At 75.1% G+C, this 26,225-nt stretch carries 27 protein-coding genes; 13 read left to right on the top strand and 14 right to left on the bottom strand.

Features of this window, described 5'->3' with window-relative positions; all coding sequences use genetic code 11:
* Nucleotides 1-50: 50 nt before the first annotated feature.
* The gene (locus tag Sya03_RS02080) at nt 51-1,595 is read right to left on the bottom strand and encodes a sensor histidine kinase (RefSeq protein ID WP_203936388.1); all 1,545 of its coding nucleotides are present in this window, start codon (nt 1,593-1,595) and stop codon (nt 51-53) included.
* A 37-nt stretch (nt 1,596-1,632) separates the two neighbouring features.
* A complete protein-coding gene (locus Sya03_RS02075) occupies nt 1,633-2,667 on the bottom strand; it encodes an SIS domain-containing protein (RefSeq protein WP_203936416.1) in 1,035 nt (344 codons plus the stop codon).
* A gap of 218 nt (nt 2,668-2,885) precedes the next feature.
* Between Sya03_RS02075 and Sya03_RS02070 the strand changes: the two genes are divergently transcribed.
* A complete protein-coding gene (locus tag Sya03_RS02070) occupies nt 2,886-4,724 on the top strand; it encodes a tetratricopeptide repeat protein (RefSeq protein WP_203936387.1) in 1,839 nt (612 codons plus the stop codon).
* 12 nt (nt 4,725-4,736) lie between these two features.
* Here Sya03_RS02070 and Sya03_RS02065 read toward each other — a convergent pair whose 3' ends face one another.
* The gene (locus tag Sya03_RS02065; protein ID WP_203936386.1) at nt 4,737-4,955 is read right to left on the bottom strand and encodes a biotin/lipoyl-binding carrier protein; all 219 of its coding nucleotides are present in this window, start codon (nt 4,953-4,955) and stop codon (nt 4,737-4,739) included.
* A gap of 125 nt (nt 4,956-5,080) precedes the next feature.
* On the opposite strand from Sya03_RS02065, the gene Sya03_RS31815 reads away from it, so the two are divergent.
* Entirely contained in the window at nt 5,081-5,155 is a 75-nt protein-coding gene (locus tag Sya03_RS31815; RefSeq protein ID WP_369700219.1) for a 50S ribosomal protein bL37, read from the top strand.
* Between the two features lie 60 nt (nt 5,156-5,215).
* Here Sya03_RS31815 and rsrA read toward each other — a convergent pair whose 3' ends face one another.
* The 5 genes from rsrA to Sya03_RS02040 form a co-directional block, all read right to left on the bottom strand.
* Complete coding sequence (gene rsrA / locus Sya03_RS02060; protein ID WP_203936385.1) at nt 5,216-5,485, bottom strand: mycothiol system anti-sigma-R factor; 270 nt, start codon at nt 5,483-5,485, stop codon at nt 5,216-5,218.
* 5 nt (nt 5,486-5,490) lie between these two features.
* Entirely contained in the window at nt 5,491-6,294 is an 804-nt protein-coding gene (locus Sya03_RS02055; protein ID WP_239107061.1) for a sigma-70 family RNA polymerase sigma factor, read from the bottom strand.
* Nucleotides 6,295-6,348: 54 nt separating this feature from the next.
* Nucleotides 6,349-6,948 carry an alpha/beta hydrolase family protein gene (locus tag Sya03_RS02050; RefSeq protein ID WP_203936383.1) on the bottom strand — a complete coding sequence of 200 codons (600 nt, stop codon included), beginning with the start codon at nt 6,946-6,948 and terminating at the stop codon, nt 6,349-6,351.
* A 61-nt stretch (nt 6,949-7,009) separates the two neighbouring features.
* Nucleotides 7,010-7,420 carry a WhiB family transcriptional regulator gene (locus Sya03_RS02045; RefSeq protein ID WP_203936382.1) on the bottom strand — a complete coding sequence of 137 codons (411 nt, stop codon included), beginning with the start codon at nt 7,418-7,420 and terminating at the stop codon, nt 7,010-7,012.
* Between the two features lie 203 nt (nt 7,421-7,623).
* Entirely contained in the window at nt 7,624-8,313 is a 690-nt protein-coding gene (locus Sya03_RS02040) for an SOS response-associated peptidase (RefSeq protein ID WP_203936381.1), read from the bottom strand.
* A gap of 85 nt (nt 8,314-8,398) precedes the next feature.
* On the opposite strand from Sya03_RS02040, the gene aroA reads away from it, so the two are divergent.
* The 4 genes from aroA (at nt 8,399) to Sya03_RS02020 (ending at nt 12,580) form a co-directional block, all read left to right on the top strand.
* Nucleotides 8,399-9,685: a 3-phosphoshikimate 1-carboxyvinyltransferase gene (aroA, locus tag Sya03_RS02035; protein WP_239107060.1), complete on the top strand. Its 1,287-nt coding sequence runs from the start codon at nt 8,399-8,401 to the stop codon at nt 9,683-9,685.
* A gap of 154 nt (nt 9,686-9,839) precedes the next feature.
* Nucleotides 9,840-10,709, top strand: a complete 870-nt coding sequence (gene rsgA, locus Sya03_RS02030) for a ribosome small subunit-dependent GTPase A (protein WP_239107059.1) — start codon at nt 9,840-9,842, stop codon at nt 10,707-10,709.
* Nucleotides 10,710-10,719: 10 nt separating this feature from the next.
* On the top strand, nt 10,720-11,532 hold the full coding sequence (hisN, locus tag Sya03_RS02025) for a histidinol-phosphatase (RefSeq protein ID WP_203936379.1): 813 nt from the start codon (nt 10,720-10,722) through the stop codon (nt 11,530-11,532).
* Between the two features lie 91 nt (nt 11,533-11,623).
* Nucleotides 11,624-12,580: a DMT family transporter gene (locus Sya03_RS02020; protein WP_239107065.1), complete on the top strand. Its 957-nt coding sequence runs from the start codon at nt 11,624-11,626 to the stop codon at nt 12,578-12,580.
* A 10-nt stretch (nt 12,581-12,590) separates the two neighbouring features.
* Here Sya03_RS02020 and Sya03_RS02015 read toward each other — a convergent pair whose 3' ends face one another.
* Nucleotides 12,591-13,748, bottom strand: a complete 1,158-nt coding sequence (locus Sya03_RS02015; RefSeq protein WP_203936378.1) for a glycosyltransferase — start codon at nt 13,746-13,748, stop codon at nt 12,591-12,593.
* 195 nt (nt 13,749-13,943) lie between these two features.
* Here Sya03_RS02015 and Sya03_RS02010 point away from each other — a divergent pair, with 195 nt between their 5' ends.
* Both Sya03_RS02010 and Sya03_RS02005 read left to right on the top strand, forming a co-directional pair.
* Complete coding sequence (locus tag Sya03_RS02010) at nt 13,944-14,927, top strand: SDR family oxidoreductase (protein WP_203936377.1); 984 nt, start codon at nt 13,944-13,946, stop codon at nt 14,925-14,927.
* 57 nt (nt 14,928-14,984) lie between these two features.
* Nucleotides 14,985-15,719, top strand: a complete 735-nt coding sequence (locus tag Sya03_RS02005) for an ATP-binding protein (protein WP_239107058.1) — start codon at nt 14,985-14,987, stop codon at nt 15,717-15,719.
* Here the strand turns inward: Sya03_RS02005 and Sya03_RS02000 are convergent, their stop codons facing one another.
* Complete coding sequence (locus Sya03_RS02000) at nt 15,720-16,991, bottom strand: sigma-70 family RNA polymerase sigma factor (RefSeq protein WP_203936375.1); 1,272 nt, start codon at nt 16,989-16,991, stop codon at nt 15,720-15,722.
* Between the two features lie 281 nt (nt 16,992-17,272).
* Between Sya03_RS02000 and Sya03_RS01995 the strand changes: the two genes are divergently transcribed.
* Nucleotides 17,273-17,833 carry a DUF5709 domain-containing protein gene (locus Sya03_RS01995; RefSeq protein WP_203936374.1) on the top strand — a complete coding sequence of 187 codons (561 nt, stop codon included), beginning with the start codon at nt 17,273-17,275 and terminating at the stop codon, nt 17,831-17,833.
* Between the two features lie 40 nt (nt 17,834-17,873).
* On the opposite strand, the gene Sya03_RS01990 is transcribed toward Sya03_RS01995, so the two are convergent.
* The 3 genes from Sya03_RS01990 to macS all read right to left on the bottom strand — a co-directional run bounded on the left by Sya03_RS01990 (nt 17,874) and on the right by macS (nt 20,663).
* Entirely contained in the window at nt 17,874-18,701 is an 828-nt protein-coding gene (locus Sya03_RS01990) for a nitroreductase/quinone reductase family protein (RefSeq protein WP_203936373.1), read from the bottom strand.
* Between the two features lie 149 nt (nt 18,702-18,850).
* Nucleotides 18,851-19,486, bottom strand: a complete 636-nt coding sequence (locus Sya03_RS01985) for a response regulator (protein WP_203936414.1) — start codon at nt 19,484-19,486, stop codon at nt 18,851-18,853.
* Nucleotides 19,487-19,520: 34 nt separating this feature from the next.
* The gene (gene macS / locus Sya03_RS01980) at nt 19,521-20,663 is read right to left on the bottom strand and encodes a MacS family sensor histidine kinase (protein WP_203936372.1); all 1,143 of its coding nucleotides are present in this window, start codon (nt 20,661-20,663) and stop codon (nt 19,521-19,523) included.
* Nucleotides 20,664-20,731: 68 nt separating this feature from the next.
* On the opposite strand from macS, the gene Sya03_RS01975 reads away from it, so the two are divergent.
* From Sya03_RS01975 to glpK, 4 genes are all read left to right on the top strand, one after another.
* Nucleotides 20,732-21,145 carry an ATP-binding protein gene (locus tag Sya03_RS01975; protein ID WP_203936413.1) on the top strand — a complete coding sequence of 138 codons (414 nt, stop codon included), beginning with the start codon at nt 20,732-20,734 and terminating at the stop codon, nt 21,143-21,145.
* A gap of 162 nt (nt 21,146-21,307) precedes the next feature.
* The gene (locus Sya03_RS01970; protein WP_239107057.1) at nt 21,308-22,276 is read left to right on the top strand and encodes a family 16 glycosylhydrolase; all 969 of its coding nucleotides are present in this window, start codon (nt 21,308-21,310) and stop codon (nt 22,274-22,276) included.
* Nucleotides 22,277-22,390: 114 nt separating this feature from the next.
* Complete coding sequence (locus tag Sya03_RS01965; protein WP_203936371.1) at nt 22,391-23,659, top strand: glycoside hydrolase family 16 protein; 1,269 nt, start codon at nt 22,391-22,393, stop codon at nt 23,657-23,659.
* An 82-nt stretch (nt 23,660-23,741) separates the two neighbouring features.
* Nucleotides 23,742-25,229, top strand: a complete 1,488-nt coding sequence (glpK, locus tag Sya03_RS01960; RefSeq protein ID WP_203936370.1) for a glycerol kinase GlpK — start codon at nt 23,742-23,744, stop codon at nt 25,227-25,229.
* Here glpK and Sya03_RS01955 read toward each other — a convergent pair.
* Nucleotides 25,226-26,110 carry a GNAT family N-acetyltransferase gene (locus Sya03_RS01955; protein ID WP_203936369.1) on the bottom strand — a complete coding sequence of 295 codons (885 nt, stop codon included), beginning with the start codon at nt 26,108-26,110 and terminating at the stop codon, nt 25,226-25,228. The two genes, glpK and Sya03_RS01955, sit on opposite strands and share 4 nt — an antisense overlap.
* Between the last annotated feature and the right edge of the window lie 115 nt (nt 26,111-26,225).

Here is a 26,225-nt window from a genome sequence, read left to right as displayed (position 1 = left end):
CCGGCCCAGATTCCGGGAGTGTGGCCCGCCCCACGGGTCACCGGCGACGGTCACCGCGTGCCGAGCGGGACGACCAGGACGGCCTCGGTGCCGCCGCCGGCGCGGTTGCGCAGCTCGATGGTGCCGCGCAGCTCGCCGGTGGCCAGCGCCTTGACGATCTGCAGGCCGAGCCGGCCGCCCGCGTCGGGCACGAAGCCGGGCGGCAGGCCGCGGCCGTTGTCGGCGACGGTGACGTGCAGCTGCTTGCGGAACCGGTGAGCGGACACGACGACCTCGGCGGCGGGCTGGTCGGGCAGCACGCCGGCGCCGCCCCCGACGGCGGCGGGCGCGTCGGCGAAGCCGTGCTCGACGGCGTTGATGAGCAGCTCGTTGAGCACCATGACCAGCGAGGTGGCGATCTCGGCGGGCAGCACCCCGAACGTGCCCTCGCGGCGCATCCGGACGGCGACGTCGGTGGTGGCGACCTCGGCGGCGGCGGTGGCGACCCGGTCGACGATGCCGTCGAACTCGACCGCCTCGTCGCTGGACATGGACAGCGTCTCGTGGACGAGCGCGATGGACGCGACCCGGCGCACCGACTCCTCGAGGGCCTCGCGGGCGGCCGGGATGTCGACGCGGCGGGCCTGCAGGCGCAGCAGCGCGGCGACGGTCTGCAGGTTGTTCTTCACCCGGTGGTGGATCTCCCGGATGGTGGCGTCCTTGGTCATCAGGGCGCGCTCGCGGCGGCGCACCTCGGTGACGTCGCGCACGAGCACCAGCGCGCCGATCGGCACGCCGGCGGGCATCAGCGGCAGCGCCCGGCTGAGGACGGTGGCGCCGCGCGCCTCCAGCTCCTTGCGGGGCGGGGCCTCGCCGCGCAGGGCGGCGTGGATGCGGGCGCCGGCGTCGCCGCCCTCCAGCGGGTCGGTGGTGAGCCGGCCGAGCAGCGCGGCCAGCTCCTCGCCGACGAGGTGGGCGTTGAAGCCGAGCCGGCGGAACGCGGACTGCGCGTTGGGGCTGGCGTAGGTGACCTTGCCGGCGGCGTCGAGCCGGATCAGGCCGTCGCCGACGCGGGGCGCCGACGTGGTCTCGCCGGGGTGCCGCGGCGGCGGGAACGTGCCGTCGGCGACCATCTGCGCCAGGTCGTCGGCGGTGGTCAGGTAGTTGAGCTCCAGCTGGCTGGGGGTGCGCGCCGTGGACAGGTTGGTGTCGCGGCCGATCACCGCCAGCACGGGGCCCTGCTCGCCGTCGAGGCGGTGCCGCACGGGGATCGCCTCGTGCCGGGCGGGGGTGTCGCCGTACCAGACCGGGTCGCCCTCGCGCCAGATCCGGCCCTGGGCGTACGCGATGTCGAGGTGCGCCACCTCGGCGCCGCCGACGATCCGCCCCACCTGGTCGTCCTGGTACGCGGTGGGCGCGGTGGTGGGGCGCACCTGCGCCACGCACAGGAACGTGCGCGGCGGCTGAGGGTCGGCGCCGACCGGCACCCAGAGCAGCAGGTCGGCGAAGGAGAGGTCGGAGAGCAGCTGCCAGTCACCGGCGAGCCGGTGCAGGTGGTCGATCTCGGCGGGGCCGAGACCGGTGTGCTCCTCGGCGAGGTCGCGCAGCGTGGACACGGCACCAGCCTGCCATGCCCACGCCGCGCGGACCCGCTCAGATCGTCTCGGTGACCTTCTTGAGGCCGCGCGGGGCGTCCGGGTCCTCGCCGCGGGTCAGCGCCAGCGCGAGCGCCAGCTTCTGCAGCGGGAGGATGTCGAGCAGCGGCGCGTACTTCTCGTCGACGGCGGGCACGGCGAGGCGGCCGGCGGCGCCGGGGACGTCCTCGGCGCCCACGGTGACGACGTCGGCGCGGCGCTCGCCGAGGCGGGTCACCACGTCCCTCATCGACTGCCCGCCGGGGCCGGAGCCGACGACCGCCAGCACGGGCACGTCGGGGTCGGTCATGGCGAGCGGGCCGTGCAGCAGGTCGGCGCCGGAGAAGGCGAGCGACGGCAGGTACGACGTCTCCATGAGCTTCAGCGCGGTCTCGCGCGCGGTCGGGTACGCGTAGCCCCGGCCGGTGGTGACCATGCGCGCCGCGAACCGGTAGCGGCGGGCGAGCTCGGTGACGCCGTCGTCGGCGAGGGTCTTCTCGGCCAGCTCGGGCAAGGCGGCGATCGCGGCCCGCTCCTCGGCGGGCAGGCGGCCGTCGCCGGCGCGCACGCCCTCGATGAGCAGCAGCAGCGCGAGCAGCTCGGCGGTGTAGGTCTTGGTGGCGGCGACGGCCCGCTCGTGCCCGGCGGCCACGTCGATGGACAGCTCGGCCGAGGTGGCGAGCGGCGACGACGGGTTGTTGGTGACGGCCAGGGTGAGCGCGCCGGACGCGCGGGCGACGTCGAGCACCGCGGTCAGGTCGGGCGAGCCGCCGCTCTGGCTGACGCCGATGACCAGCGCGTCGGACAGGTCGGGGCGGGCGCCGAACAGGGTGATGGCGCTGGGCGAGGCGGACGCGACGGGCAGCCCGAGGCGGATCTCGGTCAGGTAGGCCGCGTAGAGGGCGGCGTGGTCGGACGTGCCCCGGCCGACGAAGACGACGTGCCGCGGGCGCCGGGCGGCCACCTGCGCGGCGACCTCGGCGATGGCCGTGGCGTGCTCGTCGTCGAGCAGGCGGGCGTATCCCGCCGGCTGCTCCGCAATGTCGGCTGCCATGCCCTGGCCGCGCTCGGACACCGGACATCCCTCCCCATCAATCCATCACTGCGCGATAGCGCTCGTTTGGTGCGCAGTCTTGCACGATATTGAAACGTGAGGCAATGATACGCGCAGCTCTGCGCAAGGGTCCCCGCATCGACGCCGGTTGCCCTATGGTCTTCCCGACCCGGGAAGCCGCCGGCGCACCGAACGACCGCGAGAGGGTGGCCCCAGCCATGGAGGATCCGCGCCGATCAGCCGGCGACCCGGCCCTCGAGCCCGCCCGCGCCGAGCTGGCCGAGGCCCGCCGGGCCGTCGCCGACGAGGACTGGCGGCACGCCGCCGCCCACGTCGCGACCGCGCTCGCCGCCGCGCCCGCGCTGCCCGAGGCGCACGAGCTGCTGGCCCTGCTCGCCGCCCGCACCGGCGGCGGGCTCGACCTCTTCCCGCTCGACCCGCACGCGTTCATCGGCACCGTCGTCGCCCGCGGCCACCTGCTCGCCGCCGCCGGGATGCCGGCCGAGGGGCTCGCCCTGCTCGCCGCCGCCAGCGGCCACGACCCCGCCGCCGACTGGGCCGGCGTGCCGTGGGTGTCCGACCCGGCGCTCGGCGACCGCGTCGACCCGGGCACGCTCGCGCGCATCACCATGCAGCTGTGCACCGCCGTCGCCGACCCCGCCGCCGAGGACGAGATCCCCCCGCTGCGGCCGTACCTGACGGCCGTGCGGCACACGCTGGCCGTCAACCCGCGCCACGCGCTGCTGCTGGGCGCCGGCTCGGCGCTCGCCCGCCGGCTCGGCGAGGTGCGCCTCGCCGTCGAGTGGGCCAAGCGCGGCGCCGCCGCCGAGCCGTCCAAGCTGGCGGAGATCTGGCTCGGCTACGCCTACCGCAGCGACGGCCGCATCCGCGACAGCATCGCCGCGCTGCGCCGGGCCGTCGACCACGACCCCGACGACCTGTCCGTGTACGCCGACATCGCCGGCACCCTCGCCGACCACGGGCGGCTCACCGAGGCGCTGCGCTGGACCGACCGGGCGCTGGAGCGCGACCCCACCTTCGACTGCGCCGTGCACACCGCGCACCGGCTGCGCTACCGCCACGACGGCGACCTCGCCCACCTCGTGCGGCTGGCCGACTTCCAGCGCCACCACCCCGACGACACCCACCAGCACACCGACCTGGCCGAGTGCTGCTCCGACCAGCCGTGGCTGGGCCGGGTGCCCGCCGCGGGCGACGTGGTGCTCGACGCGCTGCGCCAGGTGCTGTCGTCCGACCTGGCGGTGGGCAGCCAGCTGCGGCTCAGCTCCCTGGAGGCGCCCAGCGCCCTGCGCACCCTCGCCTCGGTGGCGCCCGAGCTGTCGGTGGCCGTCGACGACGTGCCCACGCCCGACATCCGCGAGCCGCGCCGGGCCGACGGCCGCACGCTGTGGCGCTACGACGGCACCTCGGCCGCCCCCGCGCTGGCCCCGCCGTCGCCGGCGGCCGCCGAGCGGCTGCGCGAGCTGGCCCACCCGGTGTGGCCGCACCCGCCCGCCGCCTACGACGCCGCGATCGGCCTGGCCGCCGTCGACGCCGGCGACCTGCTGGCCCTGCTCGTGCACCCGCCCGCCGCGCCGGACACCGAGGTCGGCCGGGCGCTGGCCGAGCACGACCCGGCCCTGTGGGTGCGCTGCACCCAGGTGTGGGCGTGCCTGGGGCTGCTGCACCACCGCACCGACGAGCCGTGGGAGACGTCGGCCCGGCGCCGCCTGCTCGTCGAGCTGGTCTGGGGCATCGAGGACTGGGTGACCGAGGCGGCGCTGTTCGCGCTGGTCACGAACGCCTGGGTGGAACCCGCGGTGCGCGCGGACGTGGCCCGGGTGGTGGCCGAGCGGCTGGCGGACGTGGCCCGGGTCGGCACCCACCGGCCGGTGTCGATCGCCTGGTCGGTGGCGCAGCTCGCGCTCGCCACCCCGGACCTGGACGCCCCGGCGCGCGACGTGGCGCGCACGATCATCGAGGGCGCGGAGCTGCACTGGGTGGCGCCGCGGCAGCGCCGCCCCTCGAAGCTGCGGCGCTGGCTGCGGCGGCGCTAGGACCGGCTGCGGTCAGTCCTCGATGACGGCGATGAGGTCGCCCTCCTGGACGACGTCGCCCTCGTTGACGGCCATCTGCGCGACCACGCCGTCGACCTCGGCCACGACCGGGATCTCCATCTTCATGGACTCGAGGATGACCAGGGTGTCGCCCTCCTCGACGGAGTCACCGGCGGCGACGACGACCTTCCAGACGTTGGCGACCATCTCGGCCCGGATCTCCTCGGCCATGAACCTGCCTCCTCGTAGGCGTGACGCGTGCACGGTATCCAATCACGATCCGGCCCGGAGCGCGGGCATACCACCGTGGCCGACTAGCATCGGCGCGACACGTCCGCCGCGAGAGGAGACCGACGATGGCGAAGAAGGCCCGGAAGAAGAAGGCCCGCAAGAAGAGCGGCGCCAACCACGGCAAGCGCCCCAACTCCTGAGCGGCGCCGGAAACGACGACAGGGCCCCCTCGTGGCGAGGGGGCCCTGTCGTGTGTCGTGTCAGCCGCGGTCGACCTCGACGGTCAGCTCGGTCAGCTTGAGCCGCAGCCGGTCGCGCAGCTCGGTCGGCGCCTTCTCGGCCCCGCAGCAGCGGGCGACCAGCGCCTTCACCTCCTGCTCGATGCCGTACTGGCGCAGGCAGGGGTTGCACTCGTCGAGGTGCGTGCGGATCAGCGCCCGCCGGTCCTCACTGCACTCCAGGTCGAGGTAGAGGTAGACCTCGTCGAGCACGTCACGGCAGTCGGTCTCGTGGTGTTCGCCGCAGCTCACCGGAATCACACCTCCTGCGCGGCGGCGCCCTGCGCCGTCGCGGTCCGGTTGAAGCCGCGCTCCTCGGCATAGCTCTCGAGAAGCTTGCGCAGGTTTCGCCGGCCGCGGTGCAGCCGGGACATCACGGTGCCGATGGGGGTGCCCATGATGTCGGCGATCTCCTTGTAGGAGAAGCCTTCCACATCGGCCAGGTACACGGCCAGCCTGAACTCCTCCGGCAGCTGCTGGAGGGCGTCCTTGACGTCGCTGTCGGGCAGCTTGTCGAGCGCCTCGGTCTCGGCCGAGCGCAGGCCCTTGGAGGTGTGCGACTCGGCCTCGGCGAGCTGCCAGTCGGTGATCTCCTCGGTGGGCGCCTGGACGGGCTGCCGCTGCCGCTTGCGGTACGAGTTGATGTAGGTGTTCGTCAGGATGCGGTACAGCCAGGCCTTGAGGTTCGTGCCCTCCTCGAACTGGTGGAAGGCGGAGTAGGCCTTGAGGAACGTCTCCTGGACGAGGTCCTCGGCGTCGGCCGGGTTGCGCGTCATCCGCAGACCCGCCGCGTACAGCTGGTCGACGAACGGCAGCGCGTCACGCTCGAAGCGCGACCGGCGCTCCTCGGTCCGTTCAGTTGGGGTCACCCGCACGTCCTCCCTCGACCGATCAGGCGAGGATACGTGTAGTGCCCCGGTCGCGGTCTCGAAAACCGCCGGTGTGCTGACACTCACCGATGGGCGCTCTTCCCGGGCGGGCCACTCGGGGGCGCCGAGCAGGTCGCGCACCCGGCGCAGCTGCGCGCCACTGCGATCGACGCGATCGGTTGCCATGGGCATTTCTGAGGACCCCTTCCGCTTCGTCCGCTGGCTGTAACCACGCGGCGGCCGCGATCATTCCGGGGGACGCGCCCAGCCGTGCCGGGCCAGCCAGGCCACCACGAGTGCGCCGACGGCGGCCACGTCGCCGCGCAGGTCGTGCCGCTCCCCCGGGCGCACCTCGACGGTGACGTTCGCGGCGGGCGCGGGCACGCCGAACGGGTCGCGGTCGCCGTTGATGCACAGCACCGGGATGCCGGCGGGCAGCTCCCCGGCGCGGCTGCGCTCGGGCCGGCCGGGCGGGTGCAGCGGGAACGCGAGGCACACCACGCCGGCCGCGCCGAGCGGGCCGGCGGTGCGGCACGCCACCCGGGCGCCGCTCGACCGGCCGCCCAGCACGAGCGGCAGGTCGCCGCGGATCGCCGCGACGACGGCGGTCAGCGCCTCGTCCAGGTGGTTCGCGGGCGCGGGGGCCTTGCGGCCGGCCAGCCGGTACGGCTGGGTGACCAGGGCGACGCTCACCCCCGCCGCCACCGCGGCGCGGCGGGTCGCCACCAGGTCGCGGGCGTCCACCCCGCCACCCGCGCCGTGCCCGAGGGTCAGCAGCGCGACCGGGTCGGCCGCCTCGTACAGGTCCACGCCGGCCGTGCCGCGCGGGGTCTCGATGGTGCGCACGCCACCATTAAAAGCGCCGCCGCCCCCGGGATCGGGGACGACGGCGCAGACGGTGCGTTTGTCAGCCGTGCGTCACCGCGACGATCGGCAGCATGGTCAGCAGGCCGTCGCGTACGGGCGGTCCCGCGCCCTCGGCGACCAGCTCGGCGGCCTCCGTCACCTGCTCGCGCCAGGCCACCAGCATGGCCCGGCGTTCGCGCGGTGTGGTGGCGCCCCAGACCCCGTGGCAGTCGCCCACCTCGAGGGCCCAGGCCAGGCACGGCCCCTGGACGTCACAGCTCCGGCAGAGCGACACCGCCCCGTCCGCCGGCTCGTTCGGAGCCGGGAAGAACGTCTCGGGATCCACTCCCCGGCACGCCCCCCGGGTGCGCCAGGCCTCGTCGGCGTCTCGTTCGAGCAGGGCCCGCTGCAGACGGAAGTCCCGTCGTGCGGCGGCCACCTCGTGCGGGCGTGGCATACGTGCGCGCGTCAATGAACCCACCTCCCCCGTGGGACCGGCAAAGGTCGGACGCTCGCCCCGTGCAGAGCGTCGTGTTGCCGGCGCCGGGATTTCTACCGGAGGTCGGAGCGCGAGGGCAAGGGCCTTATCAATCTCTCAAGAAAGTTTACCGATAGGAATGCGCGAACCGGACATTCGGAATGCGCGATACCGCAATCCTCAAGGTTTACTCAAGGTCAGAACAAGGTCGGGCTCTCGGCCACGGCCGCCGGGAGCACCAGCTCAGGGCCGTTGTTGCGCACGTTGCCGACCGCCGCGCCGACCGGCCGGACGTCGATTTCCGCGATCAATTCGTCGGGCGTCGGCCGCAGCAGATCGACGTCGCCGGATGGGCCGTTCAGCCATTCCTGCCATCGGTCGAACGGCAGCACCAACGGCATCCGGTCGTGCACGGCGGCGAGCGGTCCGCGCGCCGGTGCGGTGAGCACGCTGCACGTCAGCACCGGCTCCGGTCCCCACGCCGTCCACAGGCCGGCGAACGCCAGCGGGGCGCCGTGCTCCGGGGTCATGTAGTACGCCTGCTTGCCGCCCGCGCCCCGGACCCACTCGAACCAGCCGTCGGCCGGGACCAGGCAGCGACGCCGGGCGAAGGACGGGGCGAACGCCGGCGACGTGGCCACCGTCTCCGACCTGGCGTTGATCATGCGGGCGCCGCCGCGCAGGTCGGGCGCCCAGGGCGGCACCAGCCCCCAGCGGGCCAGGCTCACCACCCGGCGCTCCCGGCTGCGCGAGAACCGCACCACCGGCACCGGGTCGGTCGGCGCCACGTTCCAGCTGGGCGCCAGCTCGGCGGGCGTGTCGTCGTACGCGTCGAAGAACGCGGACAGGTCCGCGTTGCTCCGCGCCGTCGCGTACCGCCCGCACATGGCGGCCAGGTTACGCCGGAAGACGCGCGCGTGGTGTCCCCCACACGCGCGTCCGCGCCCGGCCGGGGACCGGCAGACTGTCGGGGTGCCGAATCCCCTGCCCTGGACCGCCCCCGTCGCGCGCGGCCCGGTCGCGACCTCCGTGCGGCTGCCCGGCTCCAAGTCGATGACCGCCCGCGCCCTCGTGCTCGGGGCGCTCGGCGCCGGCCCGTCGACCGTCAACCGGCCGCTGCGCGCCCGCGACACCGAGCTGATGGCCGGGGCGCTGCGGGCCCTCGGGGTCGGCGTGTCCACCGCCGACGACGAGCGGTGGCTCGTGCGCCCCGCCCCGTTCACGGCGCCGGCCACCGTCGACGTCGGGCTGGCCGGCACGATCATGCGCTTCGTGCCGCCGGTCGCGGGCCTCGCCGACGGGCCGGTCACGTTCGACGGCGACCCGCACGCGCGCACCCGGCCGATGGGCCCCCTCGTGCGCGCCCTGCGCGACCTCGGCGTGCGCATCGACGCCTCGGCCGCCGACGGCCTGCCGCTGACCGTGCACGGCGCCGGCCGGGTGGGCGGCGGCGAGGTCGTCATCGACGCGTCCGCGTCCAGCCAGCTCGTCTCCGGCCTGCTGCTGGCCGCCGCCCGGTTCGACCGCGGCGTCACCGTGCGGCACCAGGGCCCGCCCGTGCCGTCCGCGCCGCACCTGCGGATGACCACCCACATGCTGCGCGCCGCGGGCGCCGCCGTCGACGACGCCACCCCCGACGTGTGGACCGTCGAGCCGGGCCGGCTGTCCGGCCGCGGCTGGGACATCGAGCCGGACCTGTCCGGCGCCGCCCCGTTCTTCGCCGCCGCGCTGGTCACCGGCGGCACCGTCACGCTGACCGGGTGGCCGCGGTCCAGCTGGCAGCCGGTCGAGAAGCTGCGCGAGCTGCTCACCGCGTTCGGCGGCACGGTCGCCGTGGGCGCCGACGGGCTCACCGTCACCGGCACCGGCGAGCTGCGCGGCGTCGAGGCCGACCTGTCCGAGGTCGGCGAGCTGACCCCCGTGCTGGCCGCGCTGGCCGCCCTCGCCCGGACGCCGTCGCGGTTCTGGGGCGTCGCGCACATCCGCGCCCACGAGACCGACCGGATCGCCGCGCTCGCCAAGGAGCTGTCCGCGCTCGGCGCCGGCGTCACCGAGGACCACGACGGGCTGCGCATCACCCCGCGCCCGCTGACCGGCACCACGTTCGCCACCTACGACGACCACCGGATGGCGCACGCCGCCGCGGTCGTCGGCCTGGCCGTGCCCGGCGTCGAGCTCAGCGACGTGGCGTGCACCTCGAAGACACTGCCGGAGTTCCCGGCACTATGGTCGAGCATGGTGGCCGACGGCCCGGAGTAGGGAGCACACCCTGGCGGGGAAGAAGCGCGAGTACGACGAGGACGACGTCCGGATCCGGCCGTCGCGCTCGACGCGCCCGCGCACCCGCACCCGGCCCGCCCACGACGACGCGGTCGAGGGCTTCGTCTTCGCCGTCGACCGCGGCCGCTACACCGTGGCCCTCGACGGCACTGACGGCGCCGACGTCACCGCCATGCGCGCCCGCGAGCTGGGCCGCAAGTCCGTCGTCGTCGGCGACCGGGTCGCGCTGGTCGGCGACACCACCGGCGCGGCCGGGGCCCTGGCGCGCATCGTGCGCATCGCCGAGCGCACCGCCGTGCTGCGGCGCACCGCCGACGACGACGACACCACGCCCGAGGGCCGCCTCGAACGGGTCGTCGTCGCCAACGCCGACCAGCTCGTCATCGTGTCCGCGCTGGCCGACCCGCCGCCGCGCACCGGGTTCATCGACCGCTGCCTGGTGGCCGCGTACGACGCCGGCATCGAGCCGCTGCTCTGCCTCACCAAGGCCGACATCGGCACCCCCGACGCGGTGCTCGGCTACTACGCCGAGCTGGACCTGCCGTACGTGCTGTGCCGGCCCGACAGCGACCTCACCGAGGTGCGCGCCGCCCTCGCCGGCCGGGTGTCGGTGATGGTGGGCCACTCCGGCGTCGGCAAGTCCACGCTGGTGAACCGCCTGGTGCCGGACGCGTTCCGGGCCGTCGGCGTGGTCAGCGCCGTCGGCAAGGGCCGGCACACCTCGACCAGCGCCGTCGCGCTGCGCCTGCCGGGCGGCGCCGGCTGGATTATCGACACCCCCGGCATCCGCAGCTTCGGGCTCGCCCACGTCAGCGCCGACGATCTGCTGCACGGCTTCGGCGACCTCGTCGAGGGCACCGTCGACTGCCCGCCGAACTGCGAGCACACCCCCGCCGAGGCCGACTGCGCCCTGGACGCCTGGGTCGCGCAGGGCAACGCGGACCCGCGGCGGCTCGCCTCGTACCGGCGGCTGCTCGCGTCCCGGGCGGGCGAGATCGAGTAGGTTGCCGGACATGGCCGGATACGCCGACGACCTCGCCCTCGCCCACCTGCTCGCCGACACCGCGGACAAGATCTCGACGGCCCGGTTCCGGGCGCTCGACCTGAAGGTCGACAGCAAGCCCGACCTGACCCCGGTCTCCGACGCCGACACCGCCGTCGAGAAGGCGATCCGGGCCACGCTCGCGCGCGCCCGGCCGCGCGACGCCGTCATCGGCGAGGAGTTCGGCGCCACGGACGCGGCCGCGGGCCGCACCAGCCGCCGGTGGATCGTCGACCCGATCGACGGCACCAAGAACTTCGTCCGCGGCGTGCCCATCTGGGCCACCCTGATCGCGCTCATGGACGGCGACGACGTCGTGGTGGGCCTCGTCAGCGCCCCCGCCCTCGGCCGCCGGTGGTGGGCCGGCACCGGCCTCGGCGCGTACGCCGGGCGCCACCAGAGCGCCGCCACCCGGCTGTCCGTCTCCGGCGTCGCCACCCTCGCCGACGCCAGCTTCTGCTACTCCAGCCTCACCGGTTGGGAGGAGATCGGGAAACTCGACGCGGTCCTCGACATCATGCGCGGCTCGTGGCGCAGCCGCGCCTACGGCGACTTCTACGGCTACATGCTGCTCGCCGAGGGGGCCGTCGACGTCATGGTCGAACCCGAGCTCTCGCTGTGGGACGTGGCCGCCCTGATCCCCATCGTCACCGAGGCCGGAGGCACTTTCACCGACCTCGCGGGCCGCACCGGACCGACCGGCGGCAGCGCCATCGGCACCAACGGCAAGCTGCACCCGGAGATCACCGCCCGGCTCGGCGTAGCCGTGAGTGATCGTTACTGACCGGTTCGCTGTCACTCCTGGAGCGCACGCGCGAGCGCCCGCACTCGTCTATCCTCGGCGGGTGTCCAGTGGTTGGTTCTTCCTCGCGGCGATGATCGCCGCGTACGGCGTCGCCAACCTGTTGCAGTCGGTAGCGGCCACGCGCACGACCGTGCACCACACGTTCGACCCGGGGCTGCTGCTGCGCCTCGCCGGCCACCGGACGTACCTCATCGGGCTCAGTTGCCAGGTCCTCGGCTTCGTGCTCGCCTTCCTGGCCAGACGCGACCTGCCGCTGTTCCTCGTGCAGGCGTCCGTGGCGGCCGGCCTGGGCGTCACCGCCCTGCTCGGCGTCCTCATCCTCAAGTGGCGCCTGCCGCTGGCCGAGGTGGCCCTGCTCGGCCTGCTGTGCGGCGGCGTCGCGGCGCTGGTCGTGTCGGCGCGCCCGGCCCCGGCCCAGCCGCTCGGCTTCGTCGGGGTGTGCGTGCTGCTCGGCGCGGCCGTCCTGGTGGCCGTGGCGGGCTTCTTCGCCGTCCGCCTGCACGGCGCCCTCGGCTCCGTGGTGCTCGGCTCGCTGGCCGGCTGCGCCTTCTCGGCCGCCGCCATCGCCGCGCGCCCGCTCGCCGGCGCCCACACGTTCGGCGCGTTCGTCGCCGACCCCCTGCTCTACCTGCTGATCGTGCACTCGCTGGTGGGCCAGCTCCTGCTCGGGCTGGCCATGCAGCGCGGCTCCACCACGGCGGCGGTCGCCGCCATGGACGCGGCCGGGGCCGTCCCGGCGGCCATCGTCGGGCTGCTGCTGCTCGGCGACCGCATCTGGCCGGGCCGCGAGTGGCTGGCCGCCGTCGGCTTCCTCGCCACGCTGGCGGCCGTCATCGGCATGACCCGCTACGCCGAACCGCAGCACCACCACGCCATGGCCCACCAGGACCCACCGGCGCCGGGCGGCCCGGGCAAGGGCGCCGGCAAGGACCCCGGCAAGGGCCCCGGCAAGGACAAGGCGGCCAAGGACGGCGTGCGGCACGCGCGGGGCAGCACGGCCGCGTACCCCAGCCCGGCGCGCCGCTGAGCCGCCGGCGCTACGCGGCGCGGCGGCTGTCGACCGCCCGCTCGTACACCCGCTCCAGGCCGGCCGCGGTGCGCTCCCAGGTGTAGCGCACCCGCACCCGGTCGACGGCCGCGTTGGCGTACGCGAACCGCTCGGTGCCGTCCGTGGTGAGCCGGCGCAGGCCGTTGCCCAGCTCGCGCACGTCGCCCGGGGTGACGAGGCGGCCGGTGACCTTGTCGACGACGCACTCGCCGGTCGGCCCGACGGCGTACCCGACGACGGGCACCGCGCACGCCATGGCCTCCAGGGCGACCCGGGCGGCGCCGGAGTGGGCGGGCGCGCAGGCCACCACGTCGGCGGAGCGGTACCAGGCGGGCAGCTCGTGCTCGGCGACGCCGTCGACGATGCGCACCCGGTCGCCCAGGCCGACGGAGGCCGCCAGCTCCTGCAGGCGGCGCGCCTCGGCGTGCCGGGCGCCGCGGCCCACGACGACCAGCTCGGCGTCGGCGACCAGGCGCAGGGCGCGGATGACGTCGTCCTGGCCGTGGCCGGCGTCGAGGCCGACCGCGAGGATGCGGGGCCGGCCCGCCCGGGGCTGGGCGTCGCCCTCGGGGTGGAACAGCTCGGTGTCGACGCCGGGCGGCACGACGGTGACGTTGGCGCGGGGCAGGCCCATCCGGGTCAGCTCGTCGGCCTCGTCGCCGCTGTAGGCGACGGCCTGGTCGACGGCGCGCCCGAGGGCCCGCTCGAGCGTGGCGCGCTCGCCGGGGCCCGCGTACGCGCTGCCCAGGTGGCGGCGCTGCTCGGCGGCCAGCGAGTGGAACGTCTGCACGACCGGGATGCTGGTGCTGCGCACGGCGGTGGCCGCGGCCAGGCCGCCGACCCAGAAGTGGCCGTGCACCACGTCGGGACGCCACTCGCGGGTCCACCGGTCGGCGAGCCAGCGGCCGAACGACGCGACGTGGCTGGTGAGGCGGCTGACCGGGGCGGCGGACGGCGCCTCGACGGGCACCCGCTCGACGGTGAAGCTGCCGCCGGAGGCGTTGCCCTCCGGCTCGTAGAGCCGCACGTCGTGCCCGCGGACCGACAGCTCGGTCGCCACCCGGGTCACGTGTTCGTGCGTCTCCGGCACCGGCGCCAGCCTGGGCTCGCCGGGGCTGGCGTGGGGGCACACGAGACCGACCCGCATGATTGACCTCCGGGCATTGATGGGAGTTGCCTCCGTTGCGGGTATCCGGCACACGGGTGGGCAAAACTCTTTTCATCGATCGCGTCGCCCCAGCATCGCCGACGCGTCGATCCCCCGCAGGAGTTCCCCGCACTGCCCGTGCGTCGAAACCTGCCCCGGCGGTATGAGGACGCGGTTCCGGGGTACCTACCCGCCATGCCACTCCAGCGCCCCCTGCACGAGGCCGTCGTCGTGATCACCGGCGCGTCGAGCGGCATCGGCTCGGCGACCGCGCACGAGCTGGCCGCCCGCGGCGCGACGGTCGTCCTGGCGGCCCGGGGCGCCGACGCCCTGCAGACGGTCGCCGACGACTGCCGGCGCCTCGGCGGGCGCGCCCTCGCGGTGCCCACGGACGTGGCGGACCCGGACCAGATGCAGAACCTGGCGGCCCGGGCGGCGGCCGAGTTCGGGCACGTCGACGCGTGGGTGAACAACGCGGCCGTGTCCGTGTACGGGCTGACCGACCAGGTGCCGGCTGAGGAGTTCCGCCGGGTGGTCGAGGTCAACCTGCTCGGCACCGCCTACGGGGTGCAGGCCGCCATCCCGCACCTGATCGCCGGTGGCGGCGGCGTGCTGATCAACAACGCGTCCGCGCTGGCCGAGGTGACCATGCCCTACCAGGCGGCGTACAACGCGGCGAAGCACGGCGTGCGCGGGCTGTCCGACACGGTCCGCCAGGAGCTGCGGGTGAGCGGCCACCGCGAGGTGTCGGTGTGCACGGTGCTGCCCGCCACGATCGACACCCCGTTCTTCCGCACCGCCGCGAACCACACGGGCCGGGCCCTGCGCCCGCCGCCCCCGGTCTACCCGCCGGAGCTGGTGGCGCGCGCGATCGCCCGGCTGCTGACGCACCCGCGGCGGGAGGTCTACGCGGGCCGCGCGGCCGCCCTGCTCGGCGCCTCCTGGCGGCTGCTGCCGGGCGTCACGGAGCGGGTGCTCGGCGCGTACGCCGCCCGCGCCCAGTTCCGCCGGGGCACCGCGCCGGTGTCGTCGGGCAACCTGTTCGAGCCGCGCGCGCAGGCGGAGCCGAACGGGCGCTGGGGCGCCCGCCGGCACCCGTTGCGGACCACCGCGGCCGTCGGGGTGGCCGCCGGCGCCGCTGCCGCACTCGCCCGCCGGCGCGTCCGGCAGCGCGGCTGACGCCGCCCGTGCAGCCGAAATGCCGCCGTGGAGTCTGACATGCACAATGGAGCGATCATGCCGACCGAGGTCCGCCACCGGATGGAGACCGGACAACCGTTCCCGGTTGTGCGGCTGTTCGGGGTGCTCGACGGCGGCACGGTCGCCGAGGTCAGTTCCGCGCTGCGCACGCCGCTGGCCGACCAGCCGCCCGCCCTGGTCCTCGACGTCTCCGACCTGGAGGTCACCGACCCGGAGGCGCTGGCGGCCGTCACCCGGCTGGTCGTCGACTCGGCGGACTGGCCGGCGAGCCGGCTGGTGATGTGCGCGCGCCCCGCGCTCGCCGCGCAGTGGCAGCCCACGGGGCTGCCGGTGCTGCCGACGGTGGAGTCGGCGCTCGACGCGCTGGGGACGTACCCGCCGATGGCGCAGCTGTCGACGGGCCTGGAGCCGATCATGGGCGCCGCGCGGCGGGCCCGCGAGCTGGTCACCGAGGCGTGCCTGCGCTGGGAGCTGCCCGGGGCGGCCGGCTCGGCGTGCATCGTCGTCACCGAGATGGTCAACAACGTGGTGGCGCACGCGCACACCGCGATGACGGTCCGGCTGGCCCGCTCCGACGGGCACCTGCTGGTGGCCGTGCAGGACACCAGCCCGACGGTCCCGGAGTTCCGGGGGCCGGTGTCGCCCACCGCGTACGGCGGGCGGGGCCTGCTGCTCATCGACTCGGTGGCGGTGCGGTGGGGCACGTGGGCGTTCCGCGGCGGCAAGGTGGTGTGGGCGGTCCTCGACCCCGACGAGGACGAGCACTACTGACTACTGAGGCACGGTGCCCGTCGGCGGCGGGTCGAGCAGCGGCAGCAGCCCGGCGGATAGCAGGGTGCGGCGCACCAGGCGCGGCGCGGCGCACACCTTGAGCCGCAGGCCGCGCGCGCGGGCGGCCTCGTAGCCGGCCTGCAGGGCCGCGATCCCCGCGGCGTCGATCAGCGGTACGGCCGACAGGTCGACGGCGCAGTCGGCCCGCGCCCGGCGCACCACCGACAGCAGCCGGTCCCGGAACCGGCCCGCGTTGTCGCGCTCCAGCTCCCCCTTCACCGTCAGCACGAACGACCCGTCGGAGCCGGCGTGGGCGGACAGCTCCAGGCGGGCGGTGTCGGCCGGCGCCGTGGCCGCCTGCCAGCGGGTCGGCTCGTCGCTGAGCATGGCCTCGCGCAGCCAGGTCAGCGCCCGGGAGATCAGCCGGGACACGTGCATCTGGGAGATGCCCAGCTCGGCGGCGATCTCGGCCTGCGTGCGGTTGCCGTAGAACCGCAGGGTGAGGATGCGCCGCTCGCGCTCGGGCAGCAGGCCGAGCAGGTCGCCGACGGTGATCCGGTCGTCGACGGCGGACAGCGCCCGGTCGAGGTCGCCGATCGCGTCGCCCAGCTCGCCGCCGGTCTCGCGGCGGGGGGCGTTGAGCGACGGCGGGGCGTACGCCGACACGGTCTGCAAAGCCACGCTGATCTGCTGCTCGCTGGTGTTGAGGTGCTGGGCCAGGTCGGCGACGCTGGGCGCGCGCGCCAGCCGCACGGTGAGCGCGGCGGCGGCGCGGCCGACCTCCAGGCTGGCCTCCTGCATGCGCCGGGGCACGTGCATGGCCCACCCGGTGTCGCGGAAGTGCCGGCGCAGCTCGCCGATGACGGTGACGGCCGCGTACGCGCTGAACGGCCCGCGGGACGGGTCGTAGCGGTCGAGGGAGCGCACCAGCGCCAGGCCGGCGACCTGTTCGAGGTCGTCGAGGGGTTCGCCGCGGCCGGAGTAGCGACGGGCGAGCCGGTGGGCGAACGGCAGCGCGGCGGTGACGGCGGCGTCGCGGCGGGCCCGGCGCAGGCCGGGCGGCAGCTCGGGCGCCTCGCGCACGTACGCCGCGACGAGCTCGTCCATCGCGGTCGTGTCGAGGTGGTCGGCGTGCGGCGCGGGAGGCGGGGGTGGCTCGGGAGGCGCGGGGGGTTCGGGCGACCGGGTGTCGCGCACCCGGTGGCCGGCCGCCGGCGCCGCGTTCGGGCGGGGCCGGATCACGATCTGCTCGGTGGAGCTCGGAGAGGTCATCGTGCTGCCTCCTCGCCGTCACCGTCGAGACGCTGCCCGCATTGCCGGCAGGAGCCGCGGCGGAGGTCAGATGCCCGCTGCCAGGCGAGACCCCGGCGTCAGCTCGAGGTCAGCTCGGGAACACCCGGGCGCGTGCCGGCGGCGGCCTGCGTTGGCCGTGAATTGCCCCCTGACCCTACTGCCGGAGTAGCGCAGCGGCAATCATCGATCACTCTGCGCGCACGTTCCGGCCCGCCCGGCGGTGCGTTAGGGCAGGGCACCCCGGGGGTACGAACCAGGTCATGCGAAACGACCAGTACCCGACCCCGCCCTCGGACCCGGAGGCCGAAGGCCTGCCGGGCACGGCCGACGACGACTCCACCGCGAACGACGGGGCCGACACGGGGCGCTGGGCGGACGGGCCCGACCCGGCCGCGCTGCCGTCCGACGAGCCGCTCGGCGTGGACCACTTCGGCACCACGGCGGAGGAGCAGCGGACCGGCGAGTCGCTGAATGCGCGGCTCTGGCAGGAGCAGCCGGACGTGCAGCCGGAGACCGACCTGGACGACCCGGGCCCGCTGGCCGACGAGGCGATCGACGAGGCCGGCGCGCGCCAGGCCCGCCTGGACGCGGACGTGTACGGCGAGAGCCCCACGTCTGACCCGAACTCCGCGATCTCGATGTACGACGACGGCCAGCTCGACGACGCGTCGGCCCCGGTGGGCCGCCTGGTCGACCCGGACCAGGGCATCGGCCCGGACGACGAGCCCGACAGCGTGGCGTACGACGCCGGCACGTCGGGCGGCGGCGCCAGCGCCGAGGAGCTGGCGATCCACGAGACGCAGGAGCCGGGCTACCGCTGACGGCGTGCGCGCGGGGCCGGCGAACCGGCCCCGCGCGACCTCACCCGTTCAGCACCGGCACCAGGTGCTCCTCCTCGTACGCGAGGTGGGCCTCCACCTGGGCGGTCAGCCGCTCGACGTCGCGCCGCACGGCCGCCCGGTCGGGGTCGTCGCGGCTCACGGCCGCCTGCAGGTCGGCCAGCAGCGCCGCCACGACCTCGTGCTCGCGGCGCAGCCGGGCCATGACGTCCGCCAGGTCGGGGCGCTGCGCCGCCACGGCGGGGAACATCCCGCGGTCCTCCATGGTGTGGTGGAACTCCAGGCCCTGGCACAGCGTGAGGCAGTTGACGCGCAGCTGGGCGCCGAGCGTCGGGCCCTCGGCGCGGGCCACCTCGGCGCGGATGAGTTCCAGCTCGCGCCGGAACGCATCGTGGATCATCCGCAGCCCCGTGCCGAACGGCGTGCCCGGCGGCACCGGCGGCCCGGGCACCCGCTCCAGCGCCACCACGGGCAGCGTGCGGCCGGACGTCTCCTCGTAGGCGCCCCAGCCGGGGTCGGCCTCGACGGCCCGCGCGAACACCGCGTCGCGTTCCGCGCCGGTGAGCACGGTGGCGGTGACCTCGTAGGTGAAGATGCCGTCCTCGACCGTGGCCCGCGGGTGCGCGACCAGGTTGTGGAACCAGGCGGGGTGGCGGGACGAGCCGCCGGCCGAGCCGATGACGAGCTGCCGCTCGCCGTCGGGCAGGTAGCCGACCGGGACGGTGTGCGGGGCGCCGGACCGGGCCCCGGTGGTGGTCAGCAGCAGCAGCCGCGAGTCGGCGAGCCAGCCGCCGACGCGGCCGCCGGTGGCGCGGAACTCGGCGATGATCTGCTGGTTGAAATCGGGCATTCGTCTCCATTCTCGGACGGGAAGAAACGTCACGACGAACGGAGGAAACGGCGGCCCGCGGGGCCGCCCGCCGGTCAAGCGCCGGCCGGGTGCCCCACTCGGTAATGGCCCGTACGGGCCGACCCGGCAGTCACGCCCATCAGCCTAGATCAGTCGTCAAGGCCCTGTTCGATGGCGTAGCGGGTGAGTTCGACCCGGTTGTGCAGCTGCAGCTTGCCCAGCGTGTTCTGCACGTGGTTCTGCACGGTGCGGTGCGACAGCACCAGCCGCTCGGCGATCTGCCGGTACGACAGCCCCTTGGCGACCAGCCGCAGCACCTCGGTCTCCCGCTCGGTGAGCCGGGGCGCGCCGTCGTCGCCGGGGGCGGCGGGCTCGGCGGCCAGCCGCCGGTACTCCCCCAGCACCAGGCCGGCCAGCCCGGGGGTGAACACCGTGTCGCCGGCGGCGGTGCGCCGGACCGCGTCGAGGAACTCCGCCTGGCCGGCCGACTTGAGCAGGTAGCCGGTGGCGCCGGCCTTGACGGCGTCGAGCACGTCCTGCTGCTCGCCGCTGGCCGACAGCATGAGGATGCGCACGCCCGGGTGGGTCTCGGCGAGGCCGTGGATGACCTCGACGCCGGAGATGTCGGGCAGCTGGAGGTCGAGCACGACCACGTCCGGGCGGGCGGCCGCCGCGATGCGCACCGCCTGGCGGCCCTCGCCGGTGGTGGCGACGACGTCGTAGCCGGCGGCGGTCAGGTCGCGGCTGACCCCCTCGCGCCACATCGGGTGGTCGTCGACCACCATCACCCGGATTTGCGCCTCGTCGTCTGCCACGCGATCACGATATCGGGCGGCGGGGCACGACCAGTTCGACCTCCGTGCCGTCGCCGGGGCGGGAGTCGATGCGCACGGTGCCGCCCAGGTCGGCGATGCGGCCGCGGATCGACTGGGCGACGCCGAGGCGGCCCTCGTCGGCGGCGCGGGCCAGCCGGTCGGCGTCCATGCCGCAGCCGTCGTCGCGCACGCTGACGGTGACGGCGCCGGGCTCGTCCTCGACCAGCACGAACGCCTTGGTGCCCGGCCCGCAGTGCTTGGCCACGTTGTCGAGGGCGGCCCCGACGGCGGCGCCGATCTCCTCGGCGACGCGGGCCGGCAGCCGCACCGGCCCGGCCGGCGACGACACCGTGGTGCCGGCGGTGGCGTACCGGCTGAGCAGGGCGACCAGGTCGAGGTCGGTGGCGTCGTCGGCGACGGCGGCCGCGGCGGGCGCGGTGACCAGCGCGCGCAGCGCGGCCTCCTGCTCGCCGGCGAGCCGGGCCAGCTCGCCCGCCTCGCCCTCCAGCGCCTCGCCGCGCCGCTTGACCAGCGACAGCACCTGGAGCACGGAGTCGTGGATGTCGCGGGCGAGGCGCTCGCGCTCGCGGGTGGCGGCCTCCAGCTCGATGGCGGCCTGCAGCCGCTGCTCGGCGACGGTGGCCAGCCGCACCAGGTAGCCCAGCGCGAACGCGGCCAGCGACATGAGGATCGTGCCGGTCCACGCGGCCTGGTCCCAGTGCGCGCGCACGACGAGGTCGGTGGCGCCCATGGTCAGCGCGGCGGCCAGGCCCCAGCGCCGCCCGCCCGCGACGGCCCAGGCCAGCACGGGCGCCACGTGCCAGGCGACGGCGAGCGTCGGGCGGCCGTCCTCCAGGGCCGCGGGGCCGACCACCGGCACGGTCGAGGCCAGCACGGCCATCGTGACGAGCAGGTCGGCCACCAGCAGCGGCCAGCCCCGCCGCGCCGGGTTCGCGTACGCGTAGGTGGTGACGACGGTCCAGGCGGCCGTCACGGCGAGCACCGGCCAGGCCAGCCACGGGCGCAGGTACACGCCGACGTTGTTGATGACCAGGATCGTGACGTAGGCGAGCGCGGCGATGCGGAAGACGGCGACGGCGCGCCACAGCGAGGCCTGCAGGCCGCCTGCCACGTCGCGCTCCGTCATGCTCCGAGGTTCGCACATGATCCACCGTCGGTGGGGCGCGGGCTGCCCGGCGGGCGGCGCCGTCCGGTATCGCCTACCGTCGAGGGATCAGGACCGATCTGCTGCTCACCGAAGCTTTCGACCACAGCCGGATCACCGCGCTGCGGCACGCCGTCGCGTCCTGCGCCGAGCGGGCGGGGCTGGCGGGCGAGAAGCTGGGCGACTTCGTGGTGGCGGTCAACGAGCTGCTGACGAACGCAGTGCGGCACGGCGGCGGCGAGGGCCGGCTGCGGCTGTGGCGCTCCGGCGGCGCCGTGGTCTGCGAGGTCGCCGACTCGGGCGAGGGGTTCGCCCCGCCCGACGCCGGGCCGGCCCACAAGCCCGCGCCGGACACCCCGGGCGGGTGGGGGCTGTGGCTCGCGGGCGAGCTGACGGACCACATGGAGATCGAGAGCCGGACGGACGGCACAACTGTCCGGATCAGCAGCGGGGCGTCCGCCTGACGGCTGTGAAGTGCCTGGGTTTCCTTGACGCCTTCACGGTGAGTGACGGACAGTGGGGTGATCGCCCGCCACCCGAAGGATTGTGTCTTGCGCCGAATCCGCACGTTGGCTGCCGTTGTCATCGCCGCCTCGGCCACGGTCGGCGCCCTCTGGGTGCCTACGTTGAGTGACGCCGGGGCGGTGCCCGAGCCGGTGGTCACGTCGGCCGCGCCACCCCCCGCCCCGAGCCCGTCGGCCACCCGCCCCGCCGAGCGGACGCTCACCTGGAGCGACGAGTTCAACGCCGCCGCGGGCACCGGCCCGGACCGGGCGCGGTGGAACTTCGACACCGGGAGCCACGGCTGGGGCAACCGGCAGCTGGAGTACTACACGACGAGCACCCGCAACGCGGTGCACGACGGCGCCGGCCACCTGGTGATCACCGCCCGCGAGGAGAACCCGGGCGGGGCTTGGTGCCCGTACGGCTACTGCCGCTACACGTCGGCCCGGCTCGTCACCAACGGCACGTTCGCCCAGCTCTACGGCCGCTTCGAGGCCCGGATGCGGCTGCCGTACGGCCAGGGGGTGTGGCCCGCCTTCTGGATGCTCGGCGACGACTTCGACGAGGTGGGCTGGCCCGCGTCCGGCGAGATCGACGTGATGGAGAACGTCGGCAAGGAGCCGAACACCGTCTACGGCACCGTGCACGGCCCCGGCTACTCGGCCGCCGACGGGGTCGCCGGGTCCGCGAAGGCGGCCGCGCCGCTGTCGAAGGACTTCCACACGTACGCGGTGGAGTGGTCGCCCGGCCTGATCGTGTTCCTGCTCGACGGCGTCGAGTACCACCGGGTCACGCCGGCCGACGTGGGCGGGGACAGGTGGGTCTTCGACAAGCCGTACCACCTGCTGCTGAACCTCGCGATCGGCGGGGCGTGGCCGGGCGCGCCGAACGCGTCGACGGTGTTCCCGCAGACGCTGACCGTCGACTGGATCCGGGTGTGGGCGTACGAGCCGGCCTGGGCGGCGGGCCGGGCGCTGCAGGCGGGTCAGGTCGTCACGTACGACGGCGCGCACTACCGGGTGCTGCGGGCGCACACCGCCCTCGCCGGATGGGAGCCACCGGCCGCGACCGGCCTGTTCGCCCGGGTCTGAACCTTCACCCAAGGCCCGGCGGTACCGGAACCGTGAACCCATTGACTGACGGACGTGGATATTTAAAGGTTATGAACTGTTAACCACACGTCCTTCCGTCAAGGAGTCCCCGTGGTGAGAAAACGCTCTCTCCGCCGGTCGCGCGCGGTCGTCCTCGCCGCCGTCGCCGCCGTGGGCCTGGCTACAGCCTTCTGGCTGCCCAGCCGCGCCGACACCGCCGAAGCCGCCGTCGGCCCCCAGACGTGGGCGGACGAGTTCAACGCCCCGGCCGGAACCCCCGTCGACGGCGGCAAGTGGAACCACGAGATCGGCGGCGGCGGCTGGGGTAACAACGAGCACCAGTACTACACCAACTCGACGTCCAACTCCGTGCACGACGGCAACGGCAACCTGGTCATCACGGCCCGGCGCGACAACCCGGCCAACTACCAGTGCTGGTACGGCCGGTGCACGTACACGAGCGCCCGCCTGACGACCGCCGGCAAGTTCTCCCAGACGTACGGCAAGATGGAGGCCCGCATCAAGATCCCGCGCGGCCAGGGCATCTGGCCGGCGTTCTGGATGCTCGGCACCGACATCGGCAGCGTGGGCTGGCCGAACTCGGGCGAGATCGACATCATGGAGAACGTCGGCAAGGAGCCCAACACCGTCTACGGCACCGTGCACGGCCCCGGCTACTCCGGCGGCGCCGGCATCACCGGCAGCCGCAACATCGGCCGCCCCCTCGCCGACGACTTCCACACCTACGGCATCGAGTGGTCGCCCAACCTGATCCGCTGGTTCCTCGACGGCGCCGAGTACCACCGCATCACCCCGGCCAACCTCAACGGCAACCGCTGGGTCTTCGACAAGCCGGAGTTCCTCATCCTGAACGTCGCCGTCGGCGGCAACTGGCCCGGCTACCCCGACGCCAGCACCCAGTTCCCGCAGCAGATGCTCGTCGACTGGGTCCGGGTCAACTCGTGGACCAACGACGGCGGCACCCCGCCGCCGGCCGGCAACGGCACCCGCCTACGCCAGAACCAGAGCGGCCGCTGCGCCGACATCCCCGGCGCCAACCCGGTCGACGGCGCCCTGCTCCAGCTGTGGGACTGCAACACCTCCGCCGCCCAGGCGTGGACGTTCGAGGGTGACGGCACCGTGCGCGCCATGGGCAAGTGCATGGACCCGGCGTGGGCCGGCACCGCCAACGGCACCGAGGTCAACCTGGTCACCTGCAACGGCAACCCCGCGCAGCGGTTCACCCTCAGCGGGGCCGGCGACCTGGTGAACATCAGCGCCAACCGGTGCGTCGACGTGCGCGCCCAGCAGACGACCAACGGCGGCAAGCTGCACCTGTGGGACTGCCACGGCGGCCCCAGCCAGAAGTGGACCCGCTTCTGATCTGACCGAAGACCAATCCTCCGGCAGGGGAACGGCGGCCACACATGGTGTGGCCGCCGTTCTTCTTGGAATGATGGGGCCCGTGTCCGCCACCCACATCGCCGCCATCGACCAGGGCACCACGAGCTCGCGGTGCATCGTCTTCGACGAGCACGGGGCCGTCGTCACCGTCGCCCAGCGCGAGCACCGGCAGATCTTCCCGCGCCCCGGCTGGGTGGAGCACGACGCGGCCGAGATCTGGGCCAACGTGCAGACCGTGCTGCGCGAGGCCCTGGAGTCGGCCGGCCTGGCCGCCGGCGACCTGGCCGCCATCGGCATCACCAACCAGCGCGAGACCACCGTGGTGTGGGACCGCGCGACCGGCGATCCCGTCCACCACGCCATCGTCTGGCAGGACACCCGCACCGCCGACCAGCTCGCCCGCTTCGACGAGGCGCTCGGCGACGACACCTTCCGGGAGCGCACCGGGCTGCCGCTGTCGCCGTACTTCGCCGGGTCCAAGCTGGCCTGGCTGCTGGACACCGTGGACGGCCTGCGCGAGCGCGCGGCGCGCGGCGAGGTGCTGTTCGGCACCGTCGACGCGTACCTGATCTGGCGGCTCACCGGCCGGCACGTCACCGACGTCACGAACGCCTCCCGCACCCTGCTGATGGACCTGCGCGCACTGTCCTGGTCGGACGAGATCCTCGCCGCGACCGGCATCCCCGCCGCGATGCTGCCGGAGATCCGGTCCAGCGCCGAGGTGTACGGGCGCGCCCGCGCCGACGTGGCCGGCGGGGTCGTGGCCGGGGTGCCGGTGGCGTCGGCGCTCGGCGACCAGCAGGCCGCCCTGTTCGGCCAGACGTGCTTCTCCCCCGGCGACGCCAAGTGCACCTACGGCACCGGCAGCTTCCTGCTGCTCAACACCGGCGACTCGCCCGTCACGTCCGGGCACGGCCTGCTCAGCACCGTCGGCTACCGCATCGGCGACCAGCCGGCCGCGTACGCCCTGGAGGGCGCGATCGCGGTGACCGGCTCGCTGGTGCAGTGGGTGCGCGACAACCTGGGCCTCATCTCCTCGGCCGCCGAGATCGAGCAGCTCGCGGCCACCGTCGACGACAACGGCGGCTGCTACTTCGTGCCCGCCTTCGCCGGGCTGTTCGCCCCGCACTGGCGCCCGGACGCGCGCGGCGTCATCGCCGGCCTCACCGGCTACGTGACGAAGGGCCACCTCGCCCGCGCCGTGCTGGAGGCCACCGGCTGGCAGACCCGCGAGGTCGTCGACGCGATGAACGCCGACTCCGGCGTGCCCCTCACCGAGCTGCGCGTCGACGGCGGCATGACGGCCAACGGCCTGCTCATGCAGTTCCTCGCCGACGCGCTCGACGTCCCCGTGGTGCGCCCGGCGGTCACCGAGACGACGTGCCTCGGCGCGGCGTACGCGGCGGGCCTCGCGGTCGGCTACTGGAAGGACACGGACACCCTGCGCGCCCACTGGCGTGAGGACGCCCGCTGGACCCCGGCGACCGGCCGCGAGGCCGACTACGCCCAGTGGAAGAAGGCGGTGGCCCGCACCCTCGACTGGGCCTAGCGGGGCGCCAGCACGAGCCGGGAGCGCAGCGGGCGGAAGCCGGTGCGCTCCAGTTCCGCCACGGTCGCCGCCCGGTGGGCGTCCACGTCGGCCACCACCTCCCGCGCGCCGCCGGCGGCCAGCACCCGCACCGCCTCGGCCAGCAGCGCGCCGCGGGCGCCCGGGTCGAGCAGGCCCGCCCAGGCGAGCAGCGGGTAGCAGGCGTCGCCGGCGGTGCCCGCCAGGCCGGCCGGTTCGCCGTCGCGCAGCGCCACCCGCCACGCGTCGGGCGGGCCGGTCAGCCAGCCGAGCGGGTCGGTCGCGAGGTCCACCCCGGCGACGGCCAGCGCCGTCTCGGCGCCGGTCAGCACCTCGGGCGCCGCGACCCGGGCAACCAGTTCGCGGATCTCCGCCGCGCCGGTGGGCGGGCGGAACGCGTACCGCCCGGCGGGCGCCGGCGGCGGCGTGCCCGCCCACGTCAGCCGCAGCCGCTCGCCGCGCTCGGTCAGCCCGGCCAGGCGGGCCGCGGCCAGCGTCGCCCCGACGATGGCCGGCACCTCCGGCCGGCGCCGCCAGTCCGGGGGCAGGGTGAGGTAGCAGACGGTGGGCCCGCCGAGCGCGGCGTGGGCCGCGCGCAGCAGCGCCGCCCCGGCCTCGGGCTCGGCGACCACGTCGAACCGGTCCAGCCACGGGGCGCCCACCGCGCCGGGCGGCAGCGCCCAGGCGGCGCGGGCCACCACGCGGCCACCGCGCAGGGCTACCCAAGTGCGTTCGGGGCGGTACCCGCCGCCGGCCAGGCCGTCGGCGTAGCCCATCCGGCGGACCTCGGGCAGGGGGTCGGGCAGGGACTCGAACAGACTCTCCTCGCCCGCGGCGAGCGGGCGGACGACCAGATCGGTCATGGCGGAACCTCCGGGCAGCGCGCGCCCGGCATCAGCTCCGCGTGGACGCCGGGTCGCGGAGGGGGCGCAGAACATCGGACATGGTTCTGACCTCCTTCCGGGACGCGGTGGCGTG

Origin of the sequence: Spirilliplanes yamanashiensis (assembly GCF_016863475.1) — a bacterium.
Lineage (GTDB): Bacteria > Actinomycetota > Actinomycetes > Mycobacteriales > Micromonosporaceae > Spirilliplanes > Spirilliplanes yamanashiensis.
The sequence above is the reverse complement of the archived record's forward strand: the minus strand, read 5'-3'. Positions and strand labels throughout refer to the sequence as shown.